The organism is Metallibacterium scheffleri (assembly GCF_002077135.1).
Taxonomy (GTDB): Bacteria; Pseudomonadota; Gammaproteobacteria; order Xanthomonadales; family Rhodanobacteraceae; genus Metallibacterium; species Metallibacterium scheffleri.
Genome location: NZ_LDOS01000002.1, coordinates 778475 through 801914, shown reverse-complemented (window position 1 = coordinate 801914; position 23440 = coordinate 778475). Strand labels below are relative to the sequence as shown.

21 protein-coding genes, 1 tRNA gene and 1 other RNA gene are annotated in these 23440 nt (G+C 67.5%); 9 read left to right on the top strand and 14 right to left on the bottom strand.

Annotation, left to right across the window (positions count from 1 at the left end):
- Positions 1–20: 20 nt before the first annotated feature.
- The 3 genes from Mschef_RS08775 to Mschef_RS08765 are packed head-to-tail and all read left to right on the top strand — an operon-like array spanning position 21 to position 5226.
- Positions 21–2468, top strand: coding sequence for an ABC transporter permease (locus Mschef_RS08775; RefSeq protein WP_081127599.1), 2448 nt, complete (start codon positions 21–23; stop codon positions 2466–2468).
- Between the two features lie 21 nt (positions 2469–2489).
- A complete protein-coding gene (locus Mschef_RS08770; RefSeq protein ID WP_081127596.1) occupies positions 2490–3890 on the top strand; it encodes a sigma-54-dependent transcriptional regulator in 1401 nt (466 codons plus the stop codon).
- Complete coding sequence (locus Mschef_RS08765) at positions 3862–5226, top strand: sensor histidine kinase (RefSeq protein WP_242426504.1); 1365 nt, start codon at positions 3862–3864, stop codon at positions 5224–5226. The genes Mschef_RS08770 and Mschef_RS08765 overlap by 29 nt, the downstream gene beginning before the upstream one ends.
- A 161-nt stretch (positions 5227–5387) precedes the next feature.
- Here Mschef_RS08765 and moeB read toward each other — a convergent pair whose 3' ends face one another.
- The 8 genes from moeB to ndk form a co-directional block, all read right to left on the bottom strand.
- Positions 5388–6506, bottom strand: coding sequence for a molybdopterin-synthase adenylyltransferase MoeB (gene moeB / locus Mschef_RS08760; protein ID WP_081127593.1), 1119 nt, complete (start codon positions 6504–6506; stop codon positions 5388–5390).
- Positions 6507–6535: 29 nt separating this feature from the next.
- Positions 6536–7936: a ribosome biogenesis GTPase Der gene (gene der, locus Mschef_RS08755; protein ID WP_081127590.1), complete on the bottom strand. Its 1401-nt coding sequence runs from the start codon at positions 7934–7936 to the stop codon at positions 6536–6538.
- Positions 7937–7948: 12 nt separating this feature from the next.
- The gene (bamB, locus tag Mschef_RS08750) at positions 7949–9148 is read right to left on the bottom strand and encodes an outer membrane protein assembly factor BamB (RefSeq protein WP_242426503.1); all 1200 of its coding nucleotides are present in this window, start codon (positions 9146–9148) and stop codon (positions 7949–7951) included.
- Positions 9149–9152: 4 nt separating this feature from the next.
- On the bottom strand, positions 9153–9794 hold the full coding sequence (locus tag Mschef_RS08745; RefSeq protein WP_168708910.1) for a YfgM family protein: 642 nt from the start codon (positions 9792–9794) through the stop codon (positions 9153–9155).
- A gap of 73 nt (positions 9795–9867) precedes the next feature.
- Positions 9868–10764, bottom strand: coding sequence for a helix-turn-helix domain-containing protein (locus tag Mschef_RS08740; RefSeq protein ID WP_168708909.1), 897 nt, complete (start codon positions 10762–10764; stop codon positions 9868–9870).
- An 8-nt stretch (positions 10765–10772) separates the two neighbouring features.
- Positions 10773–11555, bottom strand: a complete 783-nt coding sequence (gene pilW, locus Mschef_RS08735) for a type IV pilus biogenesis/stability protein PilW (RefSeq protein ID WP_081127580.1) — start codon at positions 11553–11555, stop codon at positions 10773–10775.
- Positions 11545–12657: a dual-specificity RNA methyltransferase RlmN gene (gene rlmN, locus Mschef_RS08730; RefSeq protein WP_081127577.1), complete on the bottom strand. Its 1113-nt coding sequence runs from the start codon at positions 12655–12657 to the stop codon at positions 11545–11547. Before rlmN ends, pilW begins: the two co-directional genes overlap by 11 nt.
- A gap of 9 nt (positions 12658–12666) precedes the next feature.
- Positions 12667–13095 (bottom strand): nucleoside-diphosphate kinase, encoded by a 429-nt coding sequence (gene ndk, locus Mschef_RS08725; protein ID WP_081127574.1) that lies wholly within the window; start codon positions 13093–13095, stop codon positions 12667–12669.
- 245 nt (positions 13096–13340) lie between these two features.
- On the opposite strand from ndk, the gene Mschef_RS08720 reads away from it, so the two are divergent.
- The 3 genes from Mschef_RS08720 to Mschef_RS08710 all read left to right on the top strand — a co-directional run bounded on the left by Mschef_RS08720 (position 13341) and on the right by Mschef_RS08710 (position 17630).
- Positions 13341–13961 carry a TetR/AcrR family transcriptional regulator gene (locus tag Mschef_RS08720; protein ID WP_081127572.1) on the top strand — a complete coding sequence of 207 codons (621 nt, stop codon included), beginning with the start codon at positions 13341–13343 and terminating at the stop codon, positions 13959–13961.
- Between the two features lie 86 nt (positions 13962–14047).
- Positions 14048–16420, top strand: a complete 2373-nt coding sequence (locus tag Mschef_RS08715) for a 3-hydroxyacyl-CoA dehydrogenase/enoyl-CoA hydratase family protein (protein WP_081127569.1) — start codon at positions 14048–14050, stop codon at positions 16418–16420.
- A 13-nt stretch (positions 16421–16433) separates the two neighbouring features.
- Positions 16434–17630 (top strand): acetyl-CoA C-acyltransferase, encoded by a 1197-nt coding sequence (locus Mschef_RS08710; protein WP_081127566.1) that lies wholly within the window; start codon positions 16434–16436, stop codon positions 17628–17630.
- Between the two features lie 204 nt (positions 17631–17834).
- Here Mschef_RS08710 and Mschef_RS08705 read toward each other — a convergent pair whose 3' ends face one another.
- Genes Mschef_RS08705 through dnaX form a run of 6 tightly spaced genes read right to left on the bottom strand, consistent with a single transcriptional unit; the run spans position 17835 to position 21610 of the window.
- Positions 17835–18269: a DUF5362 family protein gene (locus tag Mschef_RS08705; protein WP_081127563.1), complete on the bottom strand. Its 435-nt coding sequence runs from the start codon at positions 18267–18269 to the stop codon at positions 17835–17837.
- Positions 18259–18660, bottom strand: a complete 402-nt coding sequence (locus Mschef_RS08700; RefSeq protein ID WP_081127560.1) for a hypothetical protein — start codon at positions 18658–18660, stop codon at positions 18259–18261. Before Mschef_RS08700 ends, Mschef_RS08705 begins: the two co-directional genes overlap by 11 nt.
- Before the next feature lie 28 nt (positions 18661–18688).
- Positions 18689–19033 carry a histidine triad nucleotide-binding protein gene (locus Mschef_RS08695; protein ID WP_081127557.1) on the bottom strand — a complete coding sequence of 115 codons (345 nt, stop codon included), beginning with the start codon at positions 19031–19033 and terminating at the stop codon, positions 18689–18691.
- Between the two features lie 8 nt (positions 19034–19041).
- On the bottom strand, positions 19042–19644 hold the full coding sequence (gene recR / locus Mschef_RS08690) for a recombination mediator RecR (RefSeq protein ID WP_081127554.1): 603 nt from the start codon (positions 19642–19644) through the stop codon (positions 19042–19044).
- Complete coding sequence (locus Mschef_RS08685; protein ID WP_081127551.1) at positions 19641–19964, bottom strand: YbaB/EbfC family nucleoid-associated protein; 324 nt, start codon at positions 19962–19964, stop codon at positions 19641–19643. Before Mschef_RS08685 ends, recR begins: the two co-directional genes overlap by 4 nt.
- Positions 19964–21610: a DNA polymerase III subunit gamma/tau gene (dnaX, locus tag Mschef_RS08680; protein ID WP_081129933.1), complete on the bottom strand. Its 1647-nt coding sequence runs from the start codon at positions 21608–21610 to the stop codon at positions 19964–19966. Before dnaX ends, Mschef_RS08685 begins: the two co-directional genes overlap by 1 nt.
- Before the next feature lie 162 nt (positions 21611–21772).
- Here dnaX and Mschef_RS08675 point away from each other — a divergent pair.
- The 3 genes from Mschef_RS08675 to Mschef_RS08665 all read left to right on the top strand — a co-directional run bounded on the left by Mschef_RS08675 (position 21773) and on the right by Mschef_RS08665 (position 23433).
- Positions 21773–21865 (top strand) — tRNA-Ser (locus Mschef_RS08675).
- Positions 21866–21958: 93 nt separating this feature from the next.
- Positions 21959–22055, top strand: an RNA gene (gene ffs, locus Mschef_RS08670) — signal recognition particle sRNA small type.
- A gap of 112 nt (positions 22056–22167) precedes the next feature.
- On the top strand, positions 22168–23433 hold the full coding sequence (locus Mschef_RS08665; RefSeq protein WP_081127548.1) for an MFS transporter: 1266 nt from the start codon (positions 22168–22170) through the stop codon (positions 23431–23433).
- The last annotated feature ends 7 nt before the right edge of the window (positions 23434–23440 follow it).

Below are 23440 nucleotides of genomic sequence, written 5' to 3'. Positions count from 1 at the left end.
ACCAACGGAGAGATGCAGCCATGAATCCAGGCGTGATCTTCAGGGAACTCTGGCAATCCTGGCGCGCCAGCCTGCGGCGGCCCGGCTTCGTGCTGCTGGCGGGGCTGACGCTGGCGCTGGGCCTGGGGCTGTCAGTGGCGATGTTCGCGCTGGTGAATACGCTGGTGCTGGCACCGCTGCCCTATCCGCAGGCCAGACAACTGGTGGTGATTGGTCCGGCGGATGGCGCCGGACATTTCTCCGAGCTGCCGGCGCGCTGGTATCCCATGCTGCGCGATGTGTCGGCGCTGCAATCGACCGGGTACAGCCTGAGTTGGGGCACCGAGGTCAACGTGGCCACCACGGATGCGCCGGTCATGGTGAACGCGCTTTCAGTCAGCCGGCACTATCTCTCCACGCTGGGCGTGCGCATGGCACTGGGGCGCAATTTCACGGCAGCCGAAACCTCGGCGCACGGCCCACGCGCGGTGATCCTGACCTACGGTTTCTGGCAGAGTCATTACGCGGGCCTGCACGACGTGCTGGGCCGCACTTTGCTGATCGACGGCGCGCCAGCCACGATCGTCGGCGTTCTGCCGGCGCGGTTTCGCATGCCCGAGCCCTTCGCGCTGATGCTTCCGGCAGCGCTTGAGACCGCACAGCGCCTCAATAGCTACCTGGTGGTGCTGGGTCGATTGAAACCCGGCGTCAGCTTGAGCAACGCCAGCGCGCAGATCGATGCGCGATTGCAGAGTTGGTTGCCGGCCCATGGCGAGAGCCTGGCGCGACATCCGCATGCCTCGGCCACGCCGCTGTCCTCCAACATGGTGGCTGGCTATGCCGAAATTTTGGTATTCATTCTGCGGTGCAACCTGTTACTGCTGGCTCTGGCAGGAGTGAACATCGCCAACCTGATGCTGCAGCGCGCTCTCGCCCACGGCCACGCGCAGGCGATCCGTGCTGCCCTTGGGGCATCGTCCTTGCGCACCGTGCTGCCGATCGTGGCCGAGGCCATACTGATCAGTATTCTGGGCACGGCGCTCGGGCTGGCCGTCGCGGCGTTATGCCTGAGATGGGCCAACGCAAACGTGATGCGACCCGAGTGGTTCGGCTTCATTACCCACGTGTCGATCCAGCCAGTGGCCGTGGCCTACTGCGCGATGGCCAGCGTATTGGTGACGTTCCTTGCCGCCGGCGTGGGACTGTGGCGTGCACGAAGTCCGCATGCGGTGCGCGAACTTGTCACCGGCGGACGCGGCGGGCAGACCGTCGCGTCGGGACGGCTCAGCAAGACGTTGGTGATGCTGCAGGCCACCCTGGCGACGTTTCTGCTGATCTACTCGTTTTTGTTCGCGTGGTCCGAAATCATCATCAACCGTGCACCGCTCGGCTTCTCCTACGTTCACGTGTTGACGGCGACCATTCACCCGCCACGGTCGCAGTACACCGATACGTCCTCTCTGGATGCATTGGGCCTGCGCACGCTCGATCGGCTGCGCGCGCAGCCTGGCATCGTGGCGGCCGGGATCATGAATGGCTCACCCTTGGGATCCGCAGTCACGCTCAAATTCCAGCGCGGAACAGCGCCGCCTTTCGCGGCTCAGTATCAGTTCGTCACGCCGGATGCATTCCAGACACTGCAGATTCCCCTGCTGGCCGGACGCGGCTTCAACGCCGGCGATCGCGCGGGCGCAGAGCCCGTGGCCATCGTCAACGCCAGCTTTCAGAAAAAATATTTCACCACAGGCGCCTTGGATCATCGCCTCGATCTGATCCTGCATCATGTCGGCTTGCCTACCCAGCGCCTGCGCATCGTCGGTGAGGTTGGTGACGTGCATGTCTGGGGGCCTGGAAGTCCGCCGCCGCCGATCGTGTACGTACCCATGGCGCAAGTACCCGATGGACTGATGGATGTGCTGCGTCAATATGGGAATCTGCACATCCTGGCGCGTACCAGCGGAGCGCCGTCGAATTACCTTGGCGAGCTGAAAGGCATGCTTGGACAAGTCGCGCCAGGTCTCGCGCTTCTGCATCTGCGCCCATTCGCAGAGCGCGTGAATGAAGTCTTCGGACCCAACCGGATGCTGACGCTGATTTTCGGTTTCATCGCGTTCGTGGCACTGGCTTTATCCAGCCTGGGCTTGTTTGCCGTGGTCAGCACCAGCGCGACCGCGCGTACGCGCGAATGGGGCGTCCGCGCAGCGCTGGGCGCTTCACCTGCGCGATTGTTCTGGGCGGTGCTGCGCATCGGTTTGATCCAGGCAGGTACCGGCATCGTGGCGGGCCTCCTGCTGGGCTGGGGTGTCACGACCCTCCTGGGAGGCGTCCAGGTCAATGCCGTCTCCGTTGGAGTCGATACGATCCTTGCCAGCCCCACGGTGCTTTCCAGTCTCGTGGCCTTGCTGCTCGGTGCCGCCGTACTGGCCTGCTTGGCCCCCGCCCTGCGTGCGGCGCGCACGCCGCCGGTAGCAGCGCTGAGCAATGACTGACGTCGCCGTTACACTGCGGCCATGACGCCACGCCCGCCGCGCGCCCGCGAAACCACGGTGCTGATCGCCGATGATCAGGCCGATGTGCGCGCGGCGCTGCGCCTGCTGCTCAAGTCCGAGGGCATCGCCAGCATCGGCGCGGACAGCGCGGCGGCGGCGCTGGAATCCGCGCGCAGCCGCGAGTTGGCTTGCGCACTGATCGACCTGAATTACACCCGCGACACGACTTCGGGCGCCGAAGGCCTGGGGCTGCTGGCGCGGCTGCGCGAGCAGGCGCCGGAGCTGCCGATCGTGGTGATGACGGCGTGGAGCAGCGTGCCGCTGGTGGTCGAAGCGATGCGCCGCGGCGCCAGCGATTTCATCGAGAAGCCCTGGGACAACGCGCGCCTGCTGGCGGTGCTGCGCGCGCAGATCGCGCTGGGCGAGGCCGCGCGCCGCCAGCGCCGGCTGGAAGCCGAAAACGCGCTGCTGCGCGGCGATGCGATGCCCGGCTTCATCGCTGATTCGCCGGCGATGCGCAAGCTGCTGGACATGCTCGCGCGTATCGCGCCCAGCGACGCCAATGTGCTGGTGCTGGGCGAGAACGGCACCGGCAAGGGCGTGATCGCGCAGCTTCTGCACGCGCGCTCGCCGCGCGCGGCGCAGGCGTTCATCAAGGTCAACATGGGTGGCATCGCCGAGAGCGTGTTCGAGTCGGAGATGTTCGGCCACGTGCGCGGCGCCTACACCGACGCGCGCAGCGAGCGCATCGGCCGCTTCGAGCTGGCCGACGGCGGCACGCTGTTTCTCGACGAGGTGGGCAATATCCCGCTGGCGCAGCAGGCCAAGCTGCTGCGCGTGCTCGAGGATGGCGAGTTCGAGCGCCTGGGTTCCTCGCGCACGCAGCATGCGGACGTGCGCCTGATCGCGGCGACCAACGCCGATCTGCCCGCGGCGGTGAGCGCCGGATTGTTCCGCAAGGATCTGCTGTACCGCCTCAACACCGTCGAACTGCATCTGCCGCCGTTGCGCGAGCGTGCTGGGGACATCGTGCCGATGGCGCGCGCATTTCTCGCCGCCAGCATGCAGCGTCATCTGCGCGGCGACATGCACCTGGCCGCGGATGCCGAGCGCGCGCTGCTGGCGTATGCATGGCCGGGCAACGTGCGCGAGCTGCGCCACGTGATGGAGCGCGCGGCGCTGCTGTGCCCGGCCGGCGTGATCGATGCCGCCGCGCTGACGCTGGGCGCGGCGGCAACCGATGCCATCGAGCAGATGACGCTGGAGCAGGCCGAGGCCTGGCTGGTGCGGCGCGCACTCGAACGCCATGCGGACAACTTGCAGGCCGCCGCAGATGCGCTGGGAATCACCCGCCAGGCGCTGTATCGGCGCATGGAAAAACACGGCTTGCGCGATGCCGACGATGCCACCGGCAGCGAATGAACCCGCGCGCGCGTCGCGCTTGACGCGCTACCAGCGGCACGTGCTGGGCGGCGTGCTGCTGACGCTGTGCCCGCTGCTGCTGATCGCGATCGTCCTGATCGTGCTGCCGCTGCCGCCGCTGTCGCGTTGGTTGCTGCTGGGCACGGCGCTGCTGGCCAGCGCGGCGCTGCTGCGCTGGCACCTGCGCCGCGTGACGCGGCCACTATCCACGCTGGCCAGCCTGCTGGAAGCGCTGCGCGAGGGCGATTACACGCTGCGCGGCGTGGCCGGCGGCGCGCTGGGATCGGTGATCTACGACGTCAACGCACTAGCGCAGCGGCTGCAGGCCGAGCGCGTGCGTTTCGAGGAAGCCTCGCATCTGCTCAGCAAGACCCTGGCCGCGCTGGACAGCGCGGTGTTCGTGTTCGACGGCGGCGCGCGCCTGAGCCTGGTCAACCCGGCTGGACAACACTTGCTGCAGGGCAAGTCGCCGGATCTGTTCGGGCGCAGCGATGTTGAGCTCGGCGTGCAGGATCTGTTCGCGGCGGTATCCGGCAGCGTGATCACGCGGACATTTCCGGGGCGCAGCGGACGCTTCGAGGTGCGCCATGCGAGCTTGCGCCAGCAAGGCCGCGGCGGACGCCTGCTGGTGATCAACGACCTCGACCGCGTGCTGCGCGACGAAGAGCGCCAGGCCTGGCAGCGCCTGCTGCGCGTGCTCGGGCATGAGGTCAACAATTCGCTGGCGCCGATCCGCTCGATCGCCGGCACGCTCGGCACGTTGAGCGCGCGCGCACCGCTGCCGGATGACTGGGCTGGCGATTTGCGCGACGGTCTGGCGCTGATCGAGCGCCGTGCCGCCGCGCTGACGCGCTTCCTCGCCGGCTACAGCCAACTGGCGCGGCTGCCGCCGCCACAGCGGCGCGCGCTGGACCTGGCCGTGCTGCTGCGCACGCTGGCGCGCATGGAGTCCGCCGCCATCAGCGTCGCGGCCGATGCCGCGCTGCCGGTGCAGGCCGATGCGGACCAGCTCGAACAGGCGCTGATCAACCTGCTGCGCAATGCCGTCGAAGCCGCACCGAGCGACCACGCCGAGGTGCGCGCGCGCGCCTGGCGCGAGCCGGACCGCGCCGTGGTGGAAATCATCGACAACGGCCCAGGCCCGCCGCCCAGCGCCAATCTGTTCGTGCCGTTCTTCACCACCAAGCCGGGCGGTTCGGGCATCGGTCTGGCGCTGGCGCGGCAGATCACCGAGGCGCATGGTGGCGGCGTCGCGCTAAGCGCGCGCGGCGACGCGCCCGGAGCGGTGGCGCGGCTGTGGATCAGTCTCGGCAACGATGCGGCAGATGCGCGTTGAAGTACGGCTGGCTTTAACGCCCCTACTCCGCCCGGGTAAGGCTATGCGTTGATGACCTGCCGCGGGCAGATCATGCACGGCCGAACGACAGCGCGCTGCGCGCGATGGCTGGGGGTGGGTCGGGTGGAGGTTCGATGCAGAAACAATCGACGCGCCCTGCCTCAGCCTTGACACAGATGCTGCAACGCCTGCGCATCCAGCGGCTGCGCGTCGGCGCCACAGCCCGGGCACTGCGCATCGCGCGGCAGGGCCAGTTCGCGGAAGCGCATGGCCAGCGCGTCGAACAGCAGCAGACGACCGATCAGCGACGTGCCCAGATCCAGTAACAGTTTCAGCGCCTCGGTGGCCTGCAGCAGACCGATCACGCCAGGCAGCACGCCAAGCACGCCCGCCTCGGTGCAACTGGGCGCCTCACCCGCGGCGGGCGGATACGGAAACAGGCAGCGATAACAGGGCGAGTCGGCGCGGCGCGGATCGAACACACTGACCTGTCCGCTGTAGCGCTCGACCGCGCCGTAAATCATCGGCAGACCGAGCCGCAGGCTGGTGGCGCTGACCGCATAGCGCGCGGCGAAATTGTCGCTGCCATCGATCAGCAGATCATGGCCGGCCAGCAAGTGCACGGCATTGTCCATATCCAGGCGCACGGCATGCGTTTCGATGCACGCGCGCGGATTGAGCGCCTGCAGCGCAGCCGCTGCGGACGCGACCTTGGGCGCACCCACGCGCGCATCGCTGTGCAGCACCTGACGCTGCAGATTGGAGCGCTCGACCACGTCATCATCGATCAGACTCAGCGTGCCGACACCGGCGGCGGCCAGATACAGCGCGGCCGGCGAACCGAGGCCGCCGGCACCTACCACGGCCACGCGCGCCCTGGCCAGACGCGCCTGTCCGCGCACGCCAACCTCCGGCAGGCGCAACTGGCGCGCATAACGTTCGCGCGCATCGGCGTCGAGATCATCGTCCGCCAGCGGCAAGCCGGCCGCGATCCACGCCTGCATGCCGCCACGGACCGATTGCGCCACGATGCCGCGCGCGCACAAGGCCTGCGCCGCGCGCAGCGAGCGCTGTCCCACCGCGCAGATCAGCAGCAGTGGCTGCGTGAGCGCCACGCGCGCCAACCAGGCATCCAGTGCGTCGATATCCACGCCCTGCGCGCCCTGCGCCATGCCGCCGGCGCGTTCGGCAGCGCTGCGGATATCCAGCAGCACGGCGCCCGCAGCCACGCCTGCGGCGGCGGCGAACGCGGAGATTTCAGGATCGTCGTGTTGGCCCATGGTGCCGGCAGCCGTGGCAGCGGCGGCGCTCAGCGCTTGCCGCGCGAGTGGCGAATCAAGCGCTGGCGTTTGCGCAACTGGCTCTCGGTGAGCACGTTCTTGCGCCCGGCGAAAGGGTTCTCGCCGTCGCGGAAATCGATGCGCACCGGCGTGCCCACCAGCTTGTAGCGACGCCGGAAAAAGTTTTCCAGGTACTTGCGGTAAGCCGGCGCCAGATGCGCCGTGCGCGAACCGTGGATGATGATGCTCGGCGGCGCATGGCCGCCTGGATGGGCAAAGCGCAGCTTGGGCATGTGCCCGCGCACCAGCGGTGGCTGGTAAGCAGTGACCGCTTGCTCCAGCGTGCGCGTCAGCGAGGATGCGACCAGCTCGGTGGTGGCCGAGGCATGCGCGCGACGCACCGCGCGCATCAGTTCGCGCAGCCCCGACCCGTGCAGCCCGGAGATGAACACCACCTGCGCCCAGGGCACGAAATCGAGGCGTCGCTCGAGGCCGCTCTTGCACTGCGTGCGCGCGTAGCTGTCCATGCCGTCCCACTTGTTGGCGGCGATCACCAGCGCGCGCCCGGACGCGAGCACGTGACCGATCAAGGTCAAATCCTGATCGGTGATGCCCTCGCCGGCGTCCAGCAGCAGTACCGCGACTTCGACCTGCTCCAGCGTGCCCAGGGTCTTGATGACGGAAAGCTTTTCCAGACCGTCGTCGACGCGCGCGCGGCGGCGCACACCGGCGGTGTCGACCAGTACGTAGCGTTGACCGTCGCGCTCCAGCGGCACGCGGATCGAATCGCGCGTGGTGCCGGCGGTCTCGGACACCACCAGGCGCTCCTCGCCGAGCAGGCGATTGACCAGCGTGGACTTGCCGACGTTGGGGCGACCGACCATGGCCACGCGGATGGCATCGGGGTCTTCCACGGCCGCTGCATCAGCGCTATCCGGCGGCAGCCATTCCGCCAGCACTTGCAGCAGGTCATCGAGTCCGCGCGAATGCGATGCTGCGATCGGCAATACGTGGCTGGCACCCAGCGCGGCGAACTCGGCCAGCGCGGTTGCCACATCCAGGCCATCGGTCTTGTTCACCGCCAGCAAGAGCGGCTTGCCGCAGCGGCGCAGCTCGTCGAGGATGCTGCGATCCTGCGGCATCAAGCCGTCGCGCGCGTCGACCATGAACACCACGGCCGCGGACTCGGCGATGGCGAGGCGCACCTGACGCGCGGCGGCGATCGAGAGGTCGTCGATTTCGACGCCGCTGAGACCGCCGGTGTCGATCACCACGAACGGACGCTCGCCACGCCGGCATACGCCGTAGTGGCGATCGCGGGTCACCCCGGGCAGATCCGCGACTAAAGCATCGCGGCTGCCGGTCATCACGTTGAACAGCGTGGATTTGCCGACGTTAGGACGTCCGACCAGGGCAACGACGGGGAGCATGGGCGCGTGACATCAGCCGCCGGAGACGCGATAGGCGGTGACGCTGCCATCGTCGCCCTCGACCAGGGCGATGTCTCCGGCGATCAGCGGCCGCGCGACGATGGCCGAACCGGCCGGCTGTTCCTTCGCCGCCAGCTCGCCATTGGCCAGATTCAGCCAGTACACGTAGCCCTGCAAATCGCCGATGACGATGTACTTGTCCATCTGCACCGCGGGTGCGGAGAGCCAGCGCCATTCCAGCTTGTCCTGTTTCCACAGATCGCCGCCGTTGCTGGCATCCAGCGCCCAGATGTTGGAGGCGGCGTCCACCGCGATGACCTTGCCGCCGCCTTCGTCGACACCGGTGTAACCGGACAGCGGGCGGCTCCACAGCGTGCGGCCGTTGGCCGGATCCACGGCCATCACGTTGCCGTGGTAGGCGTCGACGAACAGCTTGCCGTCGGCGAACACCAGTCGGCCATCAGAGTCATCAATGCGCTCGATGTCGGTGCGGCCTTCGCCGCTGGCGACGGGCACGCTCCACAGGGTGCTGCCGTCGGCCTGCGACAGCGCGACCAGCTTGCCATTGTCGCTGCCGAAGAACACCGCGCCGTTGACCGCCAGCAGCGTGCCATTGCCGCGCAGGCTGAGCGCGGGCACGTCGCCACGGTCGTACAGCCACAACTGCTTGCCGGTCTGTTCATCGAACGCAAACACGTGGCCATCGTTGCTGCGCACGAAGACCTTGCCGCCGGCGATGGCCGGGGCGCTGATCACCTCTGAACTGGCCTGCGCCCGCCACAATTCCTTGCCGGTCTTGGCCTCGAAGGCATACACGCCGCCTTTCTGCGTGCCGACGAAGAGCATGCCGTCGGCCACGCTGGGACCACCCGCGAAGTGATCGTGCTCACGGCCCTTGAACCAGCCGAAAGGATGCCAGCCGCTGCCACTGGAGTGGGACCACACGGTGGCACCGTTGTCCAGCTTCCACGCGACCAGACTGCCGTTGGTACTGGCGGCATAGACCACGCCGTCCGAAATCGCTGGGCGCAGACGCACGCCGCTGTTCCCGGCGCCGTCGCCGATACTGTTGCTCCATAGCCGCATGACCGTCAGCGTGGCCGTGAACTTCGGCACTGGCTTGGGCGGGTGGATGTTGTCCTTGCTTTTGAACAGCCCGCAACCGCTGACCACGAGGGTCGCCGCGAGCAACACGATAAGACCACGTTTCATCAATTCACTTCCCGGCGATGGCGAGATTGTCGAGCTTGAGTTGCAGCAGGCCGCGCTGCGGCGCGTCGGGCTTCATGCCGGCCAGTGCTTGTTCATAGGCGCTGTGCGCGGCGGCCTGATTGCCCTGCGCCAGATACGCATCGCCCTGCAACAGGGCGACATCGGTGCGGTAATCATGCGTATCGACTTTTTGCAGCGTGGCCAGCGCCGCAGCGGGTTGCTTGAGGGCCAGTTGCACGCGCGCCAGACGCACCAGCATCAGGCCCTGCAACGGCTTGTCCGGGCCATGCGTGGCGGCCCATTGCAGCGAACTCGCGGCGGCCTGGTAGTTTCCGGTCTTGACCTCGCGCGCGGCCTTGAGACTCATCGCCAGGGTGGCGTAGACATTGCCGGGGAAATCACGCGCCAGCACCGCGGTCGCGGCGTCGGCTTGCGTGACGTCGCCCCTGGCGATGGCGGAACTGACCAGGTCGTATTGCTGCGCGGCTTCCATGTCGAGCCCGGCGCGGTGCGATTTCCACCACTGCCAGCCGAAAATCAGCGCCAGGCCAAGGGCGATGCCGATGGCGATCGAGGCCCAGTTGTTGGCCAGCCACTGGCGAACGCGTTCGCCTTGTTCGTAATCGTCGTAGACGTCGAGTGCCATGCCTTGTTCCAGTCGTCGCGGGCGCGCAAGAGGCGCGCGTCGCAAAGGCCGGGAGGATAACCGAAAAGCGCGCTCAGGCGTGGCCCTGAGCCGTCCCGATGCTGAAGCGCGCAACATTGCTGGCACTGACGTCATCGAGCACGAACGGCTTGCCGTCGACCGTGACGCTGGCCGCGGCGGCGTTGCCGATCAATACCTGCAACGCGGTGGTGGCCTGCCAGGAGTAGCTGCCCGGTTGCAGCAGCGCGTATTCGAGGCGCTTGCCGTCGGCGCCAGTGACCTCGACCCAGCTCGGCGCGTTGAGCGTGAGCGCCAGGGTGGGCGCACCCGCTGGCGTCGGCGCGGGCGCGGCGCTTTCGGCATCACGGGAGATGAACGGCGTCATTGTGGCCAGCAGCGGCTGTTGCGACTGCGGCGGTGGCGCGACGGGCGGAAGAATCACCGCCACGCCCGGCATCCGCGCGCTGTGCGCCGCGTCCACACGCGGCACCAGCGGCACCGGAGCGGAATCAATGGCCTGCAGGCGCACGCTACCGCGCGTGGTATCCGTGTGCATGGCGAAATACACCAGGGGTGCGATGAGCGCCACGGTGATCACGATGTAGCTGGCCGCGTGCAGATAACGCTCGACCACGTAGCGGCTGTTCGGCATGCGCCCACTGGCCAGCAGCGCAGGCGGCGCCTCGGGTGCGAGGCAACGCACGTACTCATCCAGCGTGGCGCGGTCGATACCCAGCAAGGTGCCGTATGCGCGCAGATGGCCGCGCAGGAACACGCCGCTGTCGAGCGGGCTGAGCGCGCCCGCTTCCAGCCGCCGCAGCACCTGACCGGGCATCGACAGGCGCTCGGCGCACTGCGCCAGGCTCAGGCCGCAGCGCTGGCGCGCGGCCGCCAGTTCGGCGCCAATACGCAGCGCCTCGACGGGATCGACCACGCTGGCGGTGGCATTGAAGACCGTCGGCGGGTTCATGGCCTGGCTCATGGCTGCGACCCGGTGGCGCTCAGACTCTTGGCCTGCGGCGAGTCGGGATATTGCTCGATCAGGCGGTCGCGATAGGACTTTGCCGAGACCGTATCGCCCAGCTTGGTTTCGATTTCGTAGCCCAGCTTGAGCGTGTCCGGACCGGCCGGGCCCAGCGATTCCAGACGCTGCAAATAAGCGCTGGCGCGGAACGCGTTGTCCTGCAGATACCAGACCCGCGCCGACTGATACAAAGCCGCGGGAAACTTGGGATCGATGCTCAGCGCGTCATGGAACTGCTGCGCGGCCTCGGCCAGCTTGTTGAGCTTGATGAGGCACATCCCGGCGTTGGTGTAGGCCGCGTAAGGCGTCTGGTAGAACGGATCCTTGGCGGCGCGCGTGAAATACTGCAGCGATTCCTCGACCTTGCCGGTGCGGCACAGGAATGCACCGAGATTGTTGTTGGCCGAGCCGCTCTTGGGCTCCAGATCGAGCACGCGACGGTACTGGTGTTCAGCGTTGCCATACTCGCCGATACGCTCGTACAGCACCGCCAACACGGTGTGCGCGGGCACGTAGTTGTCATCGTACTTGAGCGCCAGTTGCAACTTGGCCAGCGCGCCTTTGAGGTCGCCGCGCTGCATGTAGGCTTCGCCAAGCTGGGTGTGGATCTGCGCCGCCTCGAGTGCCTTGTTCGCGGAACTTGTGTGCAGACTGTCGCTGGTGCCTGTGCTGGCACAACCACCCAGCGCCAGCAACCCCGCTGCCAACAGTACCGGCAGGAAATTTTCAAGCCGCATGCGTGACGCCCTCCTCGATACGCTTGCGAAACTCGGCCGCACGTCGCGTGCGATCGAGCACCTGGCCTTTCAGTTGGCCGCAGGCCGCGTCGATGTCATCGCCGCGCGTGCGCCGCACCATGGTCATCACCCCGGCCTGCATCAGGATGGTCTGGAACGCGGCGATCACCTCCGGCTTCGAGCGCGCATAACGCGTGCCGGGAAACGGATTGAACGGGATCAGATTGACCTTGCCCGGCAGGCGTCGCATCAGCTTGATCAACTGGCGCGCATGATCGGGATGATCGTTGACGCCATCCATCATGGTGTATTCGAAGGTGATGCTGCTGCGCGGCTTGCGCGCGGCGTAACGCGCGCAGGCGTCGAGCAGTTCGGCGATCGGGTACTTGCGATTCAGCGGCACCAGCTCGGTGCGCAATTCGTCATTGGGCGCATGCAGCGATACGGCCAGGCTGACGTCGCTGACCTCGCCCAGGCGATCGATCATCGGCACCAGGCCGGCGGTGGAGAGCGTCACGCGCTTGCTGGCCAGGCCAAAGCCGAGATCGTCGCGCATCACGTCCATGGCGCGCACCACGTTATCGAAATTCAGCAGCGGCTCGCCCATGCCCATCATCACCACGTTGGTGATGCGGCGCTGCTGGTGCGGCACGTTGCCCAGCGCAGCGGCAGCCACCCATACCTGGCCGATGATCTCGCTGGCGTCAAGGTTGCGGTTGAAACCCTGCGTCGCGGTCGAGCAGAAGCTGCAGTTGAGTCCGCAGCCCACCTGCGATGACACGCACAGCGTGCCGCGCGTGGGCTCGGGGATGTACACCGCCTCGATCGCGTTGCGACTGTCGGTGCCCAGCAGCCACTTGCGCGTGCCATCGCTGCTGTGCTGATCCAGCAGTGTCGTCGGCGGCGTGACTGCGGCCACCTCCAGCAGCTTGTCGCGCAAGCCGCGGCCAAGGTCGGTCATGCGCGTGAAATCGGTGACGCGCTGGTGATAAATCCACTTCATCACCTGGTCGGCGCGGAAGGGCTTCTCGCCAAGCTGCGCGAAATACTCGCGCAGCCCGTTGCGATCGAAGCCCAGCAGATTGACGCGCGCCGAATTCACCTCATCGCCTCATGCACGCGCGCACAGATCGGTGCCGGCGAAGAAGTACGCGATCTCGACCGCGGCGGTTTCATCCGCATCGGAGCCATGCACGGCGTTGGCATCGATACTGTCGGCGAAGTCGGCGCGGATCGTGCCCGGTGCGGCTTGCTTCGGATCGGTGGCGCCCATCAGATCGCGGTGCTTCTGCACCGCATGCTCACCCTCGAGCACCTGGATCATCACCGGGCCGGAGATCATGAACTCGACCAGCGCCTTGAAAAACGGACGCTCGCGATGCACCGCGTAAAAGCCTTCGGCCTCGGCGCGCGACAAGTGGCGCATGCGCGCGGCAACCACGCGCAGACCGGCCTGCTCGAAGCGCTGGTAGATGGCGCCGATGACATTCTTGGCGACCGCATCGGGTTTGATGATCGACAATGTGCGCTGCAGCGCCATGAACACGACCTCGATTGACTCAAGTGGTGGGGCGGCGTCAGCCACGCTGCGCCGAAGTTAACCGGAATTTTCACCCCGGTTAGGGGCTTAAGTCACAAATTGTTGACTTTTTCTAGCTTTCGGGCAAGTCCCGCTGGCCATTTCGCGGTGTGTCCGAGCCCGCGCTGAACGCGGCAAGCCGGGTAATTGACCTCGCCGCCGCGGCACGCCTATCCTTCAAACGTTCGTTTGATTCGGGGACTGGCTTGAGCGCTTCGCAATTTTCCACCAAACAACGCATTCTCGGCGCCGCCGAGGCGCTGTTCGCGCAGCATGGCTTCGCCGGTGCGTCGTTGCGTCAGGTCACCGCCGCCGCCAACGTCAATCTGGCCGCGGTCAACTACCACTTCGGATCCAAGGACAACCTCATCGAGGCCGTGTTCAGGCGCCGTCTGGATGCGCTCAACGCGCGCCGCCACGCCGCCCTGGCCAAAGTCGAGGCCACACCCGAAGCCACGCTCGAGGATGCGCTGGATGCCTTCATCCGCCCGGCGCTGGAGCTGGCGCTGGACCGCCATGGCGGCGCCGCGTTCATGCGCATGCTGGCGCGCGCCTACGCCGAGCACGACGAACGCCTGCGCCGCTTCCTCTCCGACAACTACGGCCACGTGCTGCGCGAGTTCGCGGTGGTGTTCCACCGCAAGCTGCCCGGGCTGTCCAAGGAAGAGTTGTACTGGCGCATGGATCTGGTCGCCGGCGCGCTCACCTACACCATGGCCGATTTCGGCCTGATCAAGCGCCGCGCCGGCACCAGCGAAGCCGCACACCGCGAGTACACCATCGAGCATCTGCTGCGCTTCGCCTCCGCTGGCCTGCGCGCGCCCTGAGCGACATTCCGCGCGTCGCGGCGCACGCACGTCGCATCCGCATTCTTGCAAAAAATTCTTTCAAAAGACCTCAAGGAGTCATCCCCATGAACCCAACCCCCCTGCGCATCCGCAAGGCCGCGGTGCTGGGCGCCGGCGTGATGGGCGCGCAGATCGCCGCGCATCTCGCCAACGCCAGCATCGAGGTGGTGCTGTTCGATCTCGCCGCCCGGCAAGATCCCAAGAACGGCATCGCGCTCAAGGCCGTGCAGAATCTGGGCAAGCTCTCGCCCGCGCCGCTGGCCGAGAAATCACGCGCCGCCGGCATCATTCCTGCCGATTACGACGAACACCTGGCGCAACTGCACGACTGCGACCTGGTGATCGAAGCGATCGCCGAACGCATGGACTGGAAGCTGGAGCTGTATCACAAGATCGCGCCCGCCCTGCCCGCGCACGCCATCGTCGCCAGCAACACCTCGGGGCTGTCGATCAACACGCTGGCCGAGGCGCTGCCGGAAACCCTGCGCACACGCTTCTGCGGCGTGCATTTCTTCAACCCGCCGCGCTACATGCACCTGGTCGAGCTGATCCCGCAACGCGCGACGGATCCCGCCGTGCTCGATGCGCTGGAAGGTTTCCTGGTCACCGCGCTGGGCAAGGGCGTGGTGCGCGCCAAGGACACGCCCAACTTCATCGGCAACCGCATCGGCGTGTTCTCGATCCTGGCGACGATGCACCACACGCAACAATTCGGCCTCGGTTTCGATACCGTGGACGCGCTGACCGGCCCAGCCATCGGCCGCCCCAAGAGCGCGACCTATCGCACCGCCGACGTGGTCGGCCTGGACACCATGGCGCACGTGATCAAGACCATGGCCGACACCCTGCCCGATGACCCCTGGCACGGCTACTTCAAGTCGCCCGCCTGGCTCGAGGCCCTGATCACGCAAGGCGCACTGGGTCAGAAAACCGGTGCGGGTTTTTATCGCAAGGCCGGCAAGGACATCGTGGTTCTGGATTTGGCCAGAAAGGACTACCGCCCCTCACAGCAAAAGCCCTCGGACGCACTCGCCGCGATCCTCGCCATCAAGGATCCGGCGGAACGGTTCGCCAAGCTGCGCGCCAGCCAGGAGCCGCAGGCGCAGTTCCTGTGGGCCGTGTTCCGCGACCTGTTCCATTACACCGCGTATCACCTGGCCGACATCGCCGAGACCGCGCGCGACGTGGACTTCGCCATCCGCTGGGGCTACGGCTGGAAACTCGGCCCGTTCGAGACCTGGCAGGCCGCGGGCTGGCAGCAGGTCAGCGCCTGGATCAACGCGGACATCGCCGCCGGCAAGACCATGAGCAAGGCGCCGTTGCCGGCATGGGTGACCGACGGACGCACCGGCGTGCATGGTAGCGATGGCTCGTTCGCGCCCAGGAGCGGCACCCATCTGGCGCGCTCCACGCATCCGGTATACCAGCGCCAGATTTATCCCGACGCGTTGCTGGGCGAGCGCTTCGATCAGGGCCAGACGCTGTGGGAAAACGCCGGCGTGCGCCTGTGGACGCTGGGCGATGACCTCGGCATCGTCTCGTTCAAGACCAAGATGCACACGGTCAACGACGCCGTGCTCGATGGCGTGCAGGAAGCCGTCACCCGCGCCGAGCGCGAGCTCAAGGCGCTGGTGCTGTGGCAATCCAGCGAACCGTTCTCGGCCGGTGCCGATCTCAAGGGCGCGCTGGGTCTGCTGCAGGCCGGCAAGATCGACGCCTTCGAGGCGATGATCGCCAACTTCCAGGCCACCAGCATGCGCATCAAGTACGCGCTGGTGCCGGTGGTCGCGGCGGTGCGCGGTCTGGCGCTGGGCGGCGGCTGCGAGTTCCAGATGCACAGCGCGCGCACCGTGGCCGCACTGGAAAGCTACATCGGCCTGGTCGAGGCCGGCGTGGGCCTGCTGCCGGCCGGTGGCGGGCTCAAGGAAATCGCGGTGCGCTGCGCGCAGCAAGCCGCCGGCGGCGACAGCTTCGATTTCGTCAAACGTTATTTCGAGACCTTGGCCATGGCCAAGGTGTCCGGCTCGGCGCTGGAGGCCAGGCAGATGGGCCTGCTGCGCGAGTCCGACGTGGTCGTGTTCAACAGCTTCGAGGTGCTGCACGTGGCGCTGCGCACGGCGGCGGCACTGGCCGACTCCGGCTGGCACCCGGCCCTGCCCGCGCGCGCGGTGATCGTGGCCGGCGATGTCGGCACCGCCAGCCTGAGGATGATGCTGATCAACATGTTCAGCGGCAAGTTCATCTCCGAGCACGACTACGAGATCGCCGGCCGCATCGCCGACACACTCTGCGGTGGCGATATCGAGCGCGGCGTGACGGTGGACGAGAACTGGCTGCTCAAGCTCGAACGCAAGCACTTCGTCGCGCTGGCGCAGATGCCCAAGACCCAGGCGCGCATCCAGCACACGCTGACCACCGGCAAGCCATTGCGCAATTGAAGAGGACACCACCATGAGCAAGCAAATCCAGGACGCCTACATCGTCGCCGCCGTGCGCACGCCGGTCGGCAAGGCCCCGCGCGGCATGTTTCGCAACACCCGCCCGGATGATTTACTGGCGCACGTGCTGCGCGCGGTGCTGGCCAAGGCGCCGGGCATCGACGTGCAGCGCATCGGCGACGCCGTGATCGGCTGCGCCATGCCCGAGGCCGAGCAAGGCATGAACGTGGCGCGCATCGGCGTGCTGCTGGCCGGCCTGCCCGACAGCATTCCCGGCATGACCATCAACCGCTTCTGTTCGTCCGGCTCGCAGGCCGTGGCCATCGCCGCCGACCGCATCCGCGTCGGCGAGGCCGAGCTGATGCTGGCCGGTGGCACCGAGAGCATGAGCATGGTGCCGATGATGGGCTTCAAACCCGCGATCAATCCGATCGTGTTCGAGGACGACAACATCGGCATCGCCTACGGCATGGGCATCACCGCCGAGAACGTGGCGACGCGCTGGAAAGTCAGCCGCGAGGACCAGGATGCCTTCGCCCTGCAAAGCCACCAGCGCGCGCTGGCCGCGATCAGCGCCGGCCATTTCAAGACCGAGATCGCGCCCTACACGCTGGACGACCACTATCCGGACCTCGCCAGCGGTGGCATCCAGTCCGACACGCGCCTGATCGACACCGATGAAGGCCCGCGCAAGGACAGCACGCTGGAAGGACTGGCCAAACTGCGCGCGGTATTCCGCATGGGCGGCAGCGTCACCGCCGGCAACAGCTCGCAGATGTCCGACGGCGCCGGCGCGGTGCTGCTGGCCAGCGACAAGGCCATCAAGGAATTCGGCCTCACGCCGCTGGCGCGTTACGTCACCAGCAGCGTCGCCGGTGTGCCGCCGGAAATCATGGGCATCGGCCCCAAGGAAGCGGTGCCGCGCGCGCTGCGCCAGGCCGGCTGGAAGCATGAGGATCTGGACTGGATCGAACTCAACGAAGCCTTCGCCGCGCAGTCGCTGGCGGTGATCCGCGACCTCGGTCTCGACCCGGCCCGGGTCAATCCGCTGGGCGGCGCCATCGCCCTGGGCCACCCGCTGGGCGCCACCGGCGCCAAGCTCACCGCCACGGTCGTGCACGGCCTGCGCCGCACTGGCGGCAAGCGCGGCCTGGTGACCATGTGCATCGGCACCGGCATGGGCTTCGCCATGCTGCTGGAAGCGGTGTGACGGGTCGGCGCGCATGATCCGCCAAGCGTCGCGGATCATGCGCGCCGGCGCACACCGACGCTGCGCCCGCGAACACTGCGGCTGCAAACCTGCCGGACCGACACCGAAGCCGGCATGCTGACTTGCCAATTCTCTGGCATTCGCACGATTTGCGCACAGCCAGCAGACGGGGTAACCGTGAAATCGAGTCGCTGGCGCGATCGATCAGCCGCCGCGCAACAGATCCTGGATCGAGGATCCATGTCCCAGCAGCGGCGCGATCAGGCTCAGGAGCAGCAGGAACAACAGCACCATGACCAGCGTGGTCACCGCCTGGATGATGTAGTGCACGGCGATGTCGTTGACTGCCGCAGTGGCCAGGCCGAGACCCTCGGGCGCAGCCGGGCGCCGGCGCGCGGCATCGAGCCGCGACGCGGCACGAAACTCCAGAAACGCCACCCAGCCCAGGGCGCCGGCGAACGGCAGTCCGATGATGGTGATGGCGAGCAGCACGGCCAGCACGCCGTTGAGCACACCGCAGGCGCGCATCCACCCCGTGGCCTGCGCCAGCGGCGCGATGCTGGCCGCGAACGCCGCGGCCTCGCTGGCGGGCAGCGGCGCGGGCGCGGTGTCGGCGATCGCTGCGGGTTCAGAGACCATGGGCGACCTGCGCAAAAGCTTCGAACACGGTCACGACCAGCAGTAGCAAGCCCAGCGCACTGGTGATCGCCGCCAGCATGAAATAGCGCGCCAGCGCAGCGAAACCGGCCTGCGCATCGGCGGGGAGCATGCTGGCGTGTGCTGCGCTGAGCACCGAGGCCGCGCGGTACAGAAACCACGCCGACAGCGCACCGGCCAGCGCCGCCAGGGCGTCCAGCCAACTGCCGTGCCAGAGCTTGAACACGGCAAAGGCCAGCAGCAAGGCGGCGAAAACGAAACACCACCAGCGCTGCCGGTGCAGCGGCGTGGCCAGGATGCGCACCCACTCGGCAGGTGGCGTGGCCGACGCCGCGAGCTTGCCATCGGGCTTGTCTGCCGACGGGGGATTCATGCGCGGCGCTCCATGGGCCGGGCCACGCTCAACCCGGCGGCCAGTGCATGCTGCGCCCGGCCAGCAGGTGCAGATGCAGGTGATACACGGTCTGGCCACCGTCGGCGTTGCAGTTGATCACGCAGCGGTAGCCCTGCTCCGAGAACCCCTGAGCGCGCGCGTAGGACGCCGCGGCCAGTGTGAGTTTGCCCAGCAGCAGCGCGTCCTCGCCGCGCGCGGCATCGAGCGTGCTGATGGCTCGCTTGGGAATGAACAGCACGTGCACCGGCGCCTGCGGGTTGAGGTCGCGGAAGGCCAGCACCTCGGCGTCCTCGTAGACGATGTCGGCGGGGATCTCGCGGCGGACGATCTTGGCGAACAGGGTGTCGCTCATGCGCAGACTCAATTCAGGGGAAGACGGCTGCCGAAAGCATGGGCCAGCGTACCGCGATCGATGTATTCCAGCTCGCCGCCCAGCGGCACGCCGTGCGCGAGTCGGCTGACGCGCACACCTGCGGTCTGCGCCAGCTCGGCCAGATAGTGCGCGGTGGCCTCGCCCTCGACGGTGGGATTGGTGGCGAGGATGAGTTCTCGCACCTCGCCCTGCGCCAGGCGCCGCTGCAGCAGCGGCAGGCCCAGTTCCTCGGGCCCGAGACCATCCAGCGGAGAAAGACGCCCGAGCAGCACGAAGTACAGGCCGCGATAACCGGTGGCATGCTCGATCGCGGCCAGATCGGCCGGTGTCTCGACCACGCACAACTGACTGCGCTCGCGCGTGCTGCCGGCACACAACGCACAGCGCTCGCTCTCGCTGAAGCTGCGGCATTCCACGCAATTGCCGATGCGCTGCATGGCGGCCTGCAACGCGGTGGCGAGGCGCCCGCCACCCTGGCGATCGCGTTCTAGCAAGTGGTAGGCCATGCGCTGCGCGCTGCGCGCGCCGACGCCCGGCAGACAGCGCAGGGCGTCGAGCAGTTCATCCAGCACGGGCGAGGCGGTGCTCAAAACGGCAGCTTCATGCCGGGCGGCAAGTTCAGGCCCTGCGTCAGACCGCCCAGACGCTGCTGGCTGAGCTCGGCGACCTTGTTGATGGCGTCGTTGATCGCCGCGGCGATCAGGTCCTCGGCCATCTCCGGATCGTCGGCCAGCAGCTTGCGATCGATGTTGACGCGGCGCGTCTCGTGGCGCCCGCTCATGACCACGTTGACCAAGCCGCCACCCGCGCTGCCGGTGACTTCGAGCCTGGCCAGTTCCTCCTGCGCGCGCTGCATTTCCTCCTGCATACGCTGCGCCTGCTGCATCAGTTGCGCGATCTGGGCTTTCATCATCGGGTCTGCTCCACGGGTTTGATGCTCTCGGGCAACAGACGCGCACCAAAGGTCTGCTGCAATTCAACGATCACCGGATCGGCCTGCAGCGCGCCGAGCGCGGCGCTTTGCGCGCTGCCTTGCTGCGCGGCGGCCCGCGCAGCCGGCGAGTCGGGCTGCTCGACGCCGACGCAGCGCAGCCGCGGACGCTCGCCAAGCACGGCTTCGAGCCTGGTTTCGAGCTGCGCCAGCATCGCGGGGCTGGCGAGCACCAGATCGTGATGCGCCATGGCCAGCACCAGCGTGTGTCCATCGCGCGACTGCAACGCGGCGCGGCGCGCCATCTCGCCCAACGGACCGCGCAATTCGGCGCGCTCGATCAGCTCGGACCAGTCAGGCAAGGCCGTGGCGGCGTGCGCCACGTTGGCACGCGCGGCGGCGGGCGGCGCGGGTGCGGCGGGCGCATCCGCGATGATGTGCACTGCGGCCGTTGCCGGCCGCGCGGCGGGCGGCGCGGTGCTGGATGACGCGGCGGCGCTCGCCGCGTGCGCCGCCGTGGCGCGCGCGCCCGCGTCGTCGCGCTGGGGCCGGAACGCCAGCATGCGCAATAGCGCCATCTCGAAGCCGGTGACTTCATCCGGGGCCAGCGGCAGATCGCGGCGACCACTGAGCGCGAGCTGGTAATCGAGCTGCACTTCCTCGGCACCCAGACGCGCGGCGAGGTCATCCAGCACCGCGACGTCGGCCTCGTTGGCGTCACGGTAATCCGGCACCAGCTGGCGCAACTGCACGCGATGCCACAGCGCGGCGAGGTCATCCAGCACCTTGCCGAAATCCGGCGCGAAGGCAACGATGCGTTGCGCCTCGGCCAGCAGTGCCTTGCCGTCGCCCGCCGCCAGCGCCTGCGCCAGACCGAGCACTTCGGCGCTGTCGAGGCTGCCCAGCATGGCGCGCACATCCGCCGCGCGCACCGCGCCGCCGCCGTAGGCGATGGCCTGATCGAGCAGCGACAGCGCATCACGCAGCGAACCATCGGCCACGCGTGCCAGCAGCGCCAGCGCGTCGACTTCGCAGGCGATGCCCTCGGCGCCGAGGATGTGCTGCATCTGGTCCTGGATCTGCTGCGGCAGCAAGCGTTTGAGGTTGAACTTGAGGCAGCGCGACAGCACCGTGATCGGCAGTTTCTGCGGATCGGTGGTGGCGAGCAGGAACATGGCGTGCGGCGGCGGTTCCTCCAGTGTTTTCAGCAACGCGTTGAAGGCGTTTCTGGACAGCATGTGTACCTCATCGATGAGGTACACCTTGTAGCGGCCGCGCGTGGGGGCGTATTGCGCGTTCTCGATCACCTCGCGCACGTCGTCCACGCCGGTGTTGGAGGCGGCGTCGATTTCCAGCAGATCGACAAAGCGCCCGGCGTCCACCGCCTGGCACACCGCGCATTCACCACAGGGCTCGGCACTGGTGCCGCGCTCGCAGTTGAGCGATTTGGCCAGGATGCGCGCGATGGTGGTCTTGCCCACGCCGCGCGTGCCGGTGAACAGGTACGCATGATGCATGCGCCCGCTCGCCAGCGCGTGACTGAGCGCGCGCACCACGTGCTCCTGGCCGACCAGCTCGCTGAAGCGGCGCGGCCGCCATTTTCGTGCCAGCACTTGATAGGACATGAGGCGCATCCAGAAGCAAGCGCCTATTGTGCCAAGCGTTGCCGCAAGTCCCAAGTCAGCGATGGCGCAGCATGACAGGCTTGAACGTACCCCCGTGCACTCGCTATGCTTGCGTGCTTGCCGTCGCGGCTGATCGACATGCGCGAAGGCAAGCACAAACCCGGAGAGGTGTCCGAGCGGTTGAAGGAGCACGCCTGGAAAGTGTGTATACGGTCAAAAGCCGTATCGAGGGTTCGAATCCCTCCCTCTCCGCCAAGTTCGATGTTTGAGGCTTTTGTTCCGCGTCGCAGCTGGTTTGCAGCCACGAACACCGAATCACCAGCGACGGATCCAGTTCACGGTGGCCCCTGTCGGTCCCTCCGCGACGCTAGTCCGCAAACTCCGCCAGGCCCGGAAGGGAGCAACGGTAGTGGATGATGCGGGTGCCGGAGTGTGGCTGGCAGGGGCCGCCACCCTCGCCGCCTGCCCAGCACCGGCGCCGACCGCGGGCTGACTCGGCGCTGCACGTTTGCAGGCGCGCACGGAACCCGCAGCGCGCACTGTGTTCTATTGCCCGGATGCCCAACCCCACCATCCACGACCCCGCGATTGAAGCGCCGATCGTCCTGCCCGCCGGCGTGATCCGACTGATGGCGATTCGCGCCGCGCGCAGCGTGGGCCAGGGTGCGCTGGTGGCCGCGTTCGCGCTGTACCTGCACGCACTCGGCTGGCACGCTGCGGGCATCGGTGCGACCTTGTCGGCGGCGTTGCTGATCGGCGCGGTATTGACCATGGCGGTCGGGCCGCTGAGTGATCGCACCGGTGGACGCAGGCGTTTTCTGCTGCTGTACGAAGTGCTGCAGGTCGGCGCGGCGCTGCTGGCGATTTTCAGCACGCATCCGGCGTGGCTGGTACTGGCGGCGGTGGTGGGCGGCTTTGGTCGCGGCGCCAATGGCAGCGCCGGCCCGTTTGGCCCCATCGAACAGGCGTGGCTGGCGCTGCTGTTGCCGGCCGCACAGCGCGGACGTGTGTACAGCTGGAATACCGCGCTGGGCTTCAGCGGCATGGCGCTGGGCGCGCTCGCCGCCGGAGCCATCGGCTGGTTCGCCCCGCACGCGGGCGCCGCGCCTTATCGCTGGCTGTTCGGACTGTCGCTGCTGGGCTCGCTGGTCAGCCTGGTGCTGCTGTTCGGCGCACGCGAGCCGGAGCGCGCACAGCACACCGCAGCCATCGCCGGCTCGCGCGCGGAACACGCCGAGCGCAGCGAGCAACGCGCCGAGAACCAGCGCCTGCTCAAACTGGTGCTGGTCAACAGTCTCAACGGACTGGGCATCGGCATGATCGGTCCGTTGATCGCGTACTGGTTTCTGCTGAAATTCGCGCACGGGCCGGGCAGCATCGGTCCAGCCATCGCCGCCAGCTTCGCGCTGGGCGCGTTGGGCTCAGTGCTGGCTGGAAAGCTGGCGCGGCAGCACGGCTTGATCCGCTCCGTGGTGTGGATGCGTCTGGCCGGCCTGCTGCTGCTGCTGGCGATTCCGTTCTCGCCGTGGTTCATGCTTGCGGCGGGATTTTACGCCCTGCGCGCGGGCATGAATCAGGGCACCGCCGGCGTGCGCCAGGCACTGGTCGCCGGCTTGACGCGCGATCATCGCCGCGGCCTTGCCTCCAGCCTGCAGAATGTCTCGATCCAGATCCCGCGCGCCATTGGTCCGCTGGTCGCCGGTCTGCTGCTGCACGCCGGCATGCTCACCGCGCCGTTCGTGCTGGCGGCGATCTTCCAGGGCGCGTATCTGGTTCTGTACGCGCATTTCTTCCGCGATTTCGCCGGCGGCGGCGCGGATTGAACGCTGC

Bases quoted from the DNA above. Each gene is read 5' to 3' on its own strand.
- Mschef_RS08775 (WP_081127599.1), top strand. From the start codon at position 21: ATGAATCCAGGCGTGATCTTCAGGGAACTCTGGCAATCCTGGCGCGCC.
- Mschef_RS08770 (WP_081127596.1), top strand. From the start codon at position 2,490: ATGACGCCACGCCCGCCGCGCGCCCGCGAAACCACGGTGCTGATCGCC.
- Mschef_RS08765 (WP_242426504.1), top strand. From the start codon at position 3,862: ATGCCGACGATGCCACCGGCAGCGAATGAACCCGCGCGCGCGTCGCGC.
- moeB (WP_081127593.1), bottom strand. From the start codon at position 6,506: ATGGGCCAACACGACGATCCTGAAATCTCCGCGTTCGCCGCCGCCGCA.
- der (WP_081127590.1), bottom strand. From the start codon at position 7,936: ATGCTCCCCGTCGTTGCCCTGGTCGGACGTCCTAACGTCGGCAAATCC.
- bamB (WP_242426503.1), bottom strand. From the start codon at position 9,148: ATGAAACGTGGTCTTATCGTGTTGCTCGCGGCGACCCTCGTGGTCAGC.
- Mschef_RS08745 (WP_168708910.1), bottom strand. From the start codon at position 9,794: ATGGCACTCGACGTCTACGACGATTACGAACAAGGCGAACGCGTTCGC.
- Mschef_RS08740 (WP_168708909.1), bottom strand. From the start codon at position 10,764: ATGAACCCGCCGACGGTCTTCAATGCCACCGCCAGCGTGGTCGATCCC.
- pilW (WP_081127580.1), bottom strand. From the start codon at position 11,555: ATGCGGCTTGAAAATTTCCTGCCGGTACTGTTGGCAGCGGGGTTGCTG.
- ndk (WP_081127574.1), bottom strand. From the start codon at position 13,095: ATGGCGCTGCAGCGCACATTGTCGATCATCAAACCCGATGCGGTCGCC.
- Mschef_RS08715 (WP_081127569.1), top strand. From the start codon at position 14,048: ATGAACCCAACCCCCCTGCGCATCCGCAAGGCCGCGGTGCTGGGCGCC.
- Mschef_RS08710 (WP_081127566.1), top strand. From the start codon at position 16,434: ATGAGCAAGCAAATCCAGGACGCCTACATCGTCGCCGCCGTGCGCACG.
- Mschef_RS08705 (WP_081127563.1), bottom strand. From the start codon at position 18,269: ATGGTCTCTGAACCCGCAGCGATCGCCGACACCGCGCCCGCGCCGCTG.
- Mschef_RS08700 (WP_081127560.1), bottom strand. From the start codon at position 18,660: ATGAATCCCCCGTCGGCAGACAAGCCCGATGGCAAGCTCGCGGCGTCG.
- Mschef_RS08695 (WP_081127557.1), bottom strand. From the start codon at position 19,033: ATGAGCGACACCCTGTTCGCCAAGATCGTCCGCCGCGAGATCCCCGCC.
- Mschef_RS08685 (WP_081127551.1), bottom strand. From the start codon at position 19,964: ATGAAAGCCCAGATCGCGCAACTGATGCAGCAGGCGCAGCGTATGCAG.
- dnaX (WP_081129933.1), bottom strand. From the start codon at position 21,610: ATGTCCTATCAAGTGCTGGCACGAAAATGGCGGCCGCGCCGCTTCAGC.
- Mschef_RS08665 (WP_081127548.1), top strand. From the start codon at position 22,168: ATGCCCAACCCCACCATCCACGACCCCGCGATTGAAGCGCCGATCGTC.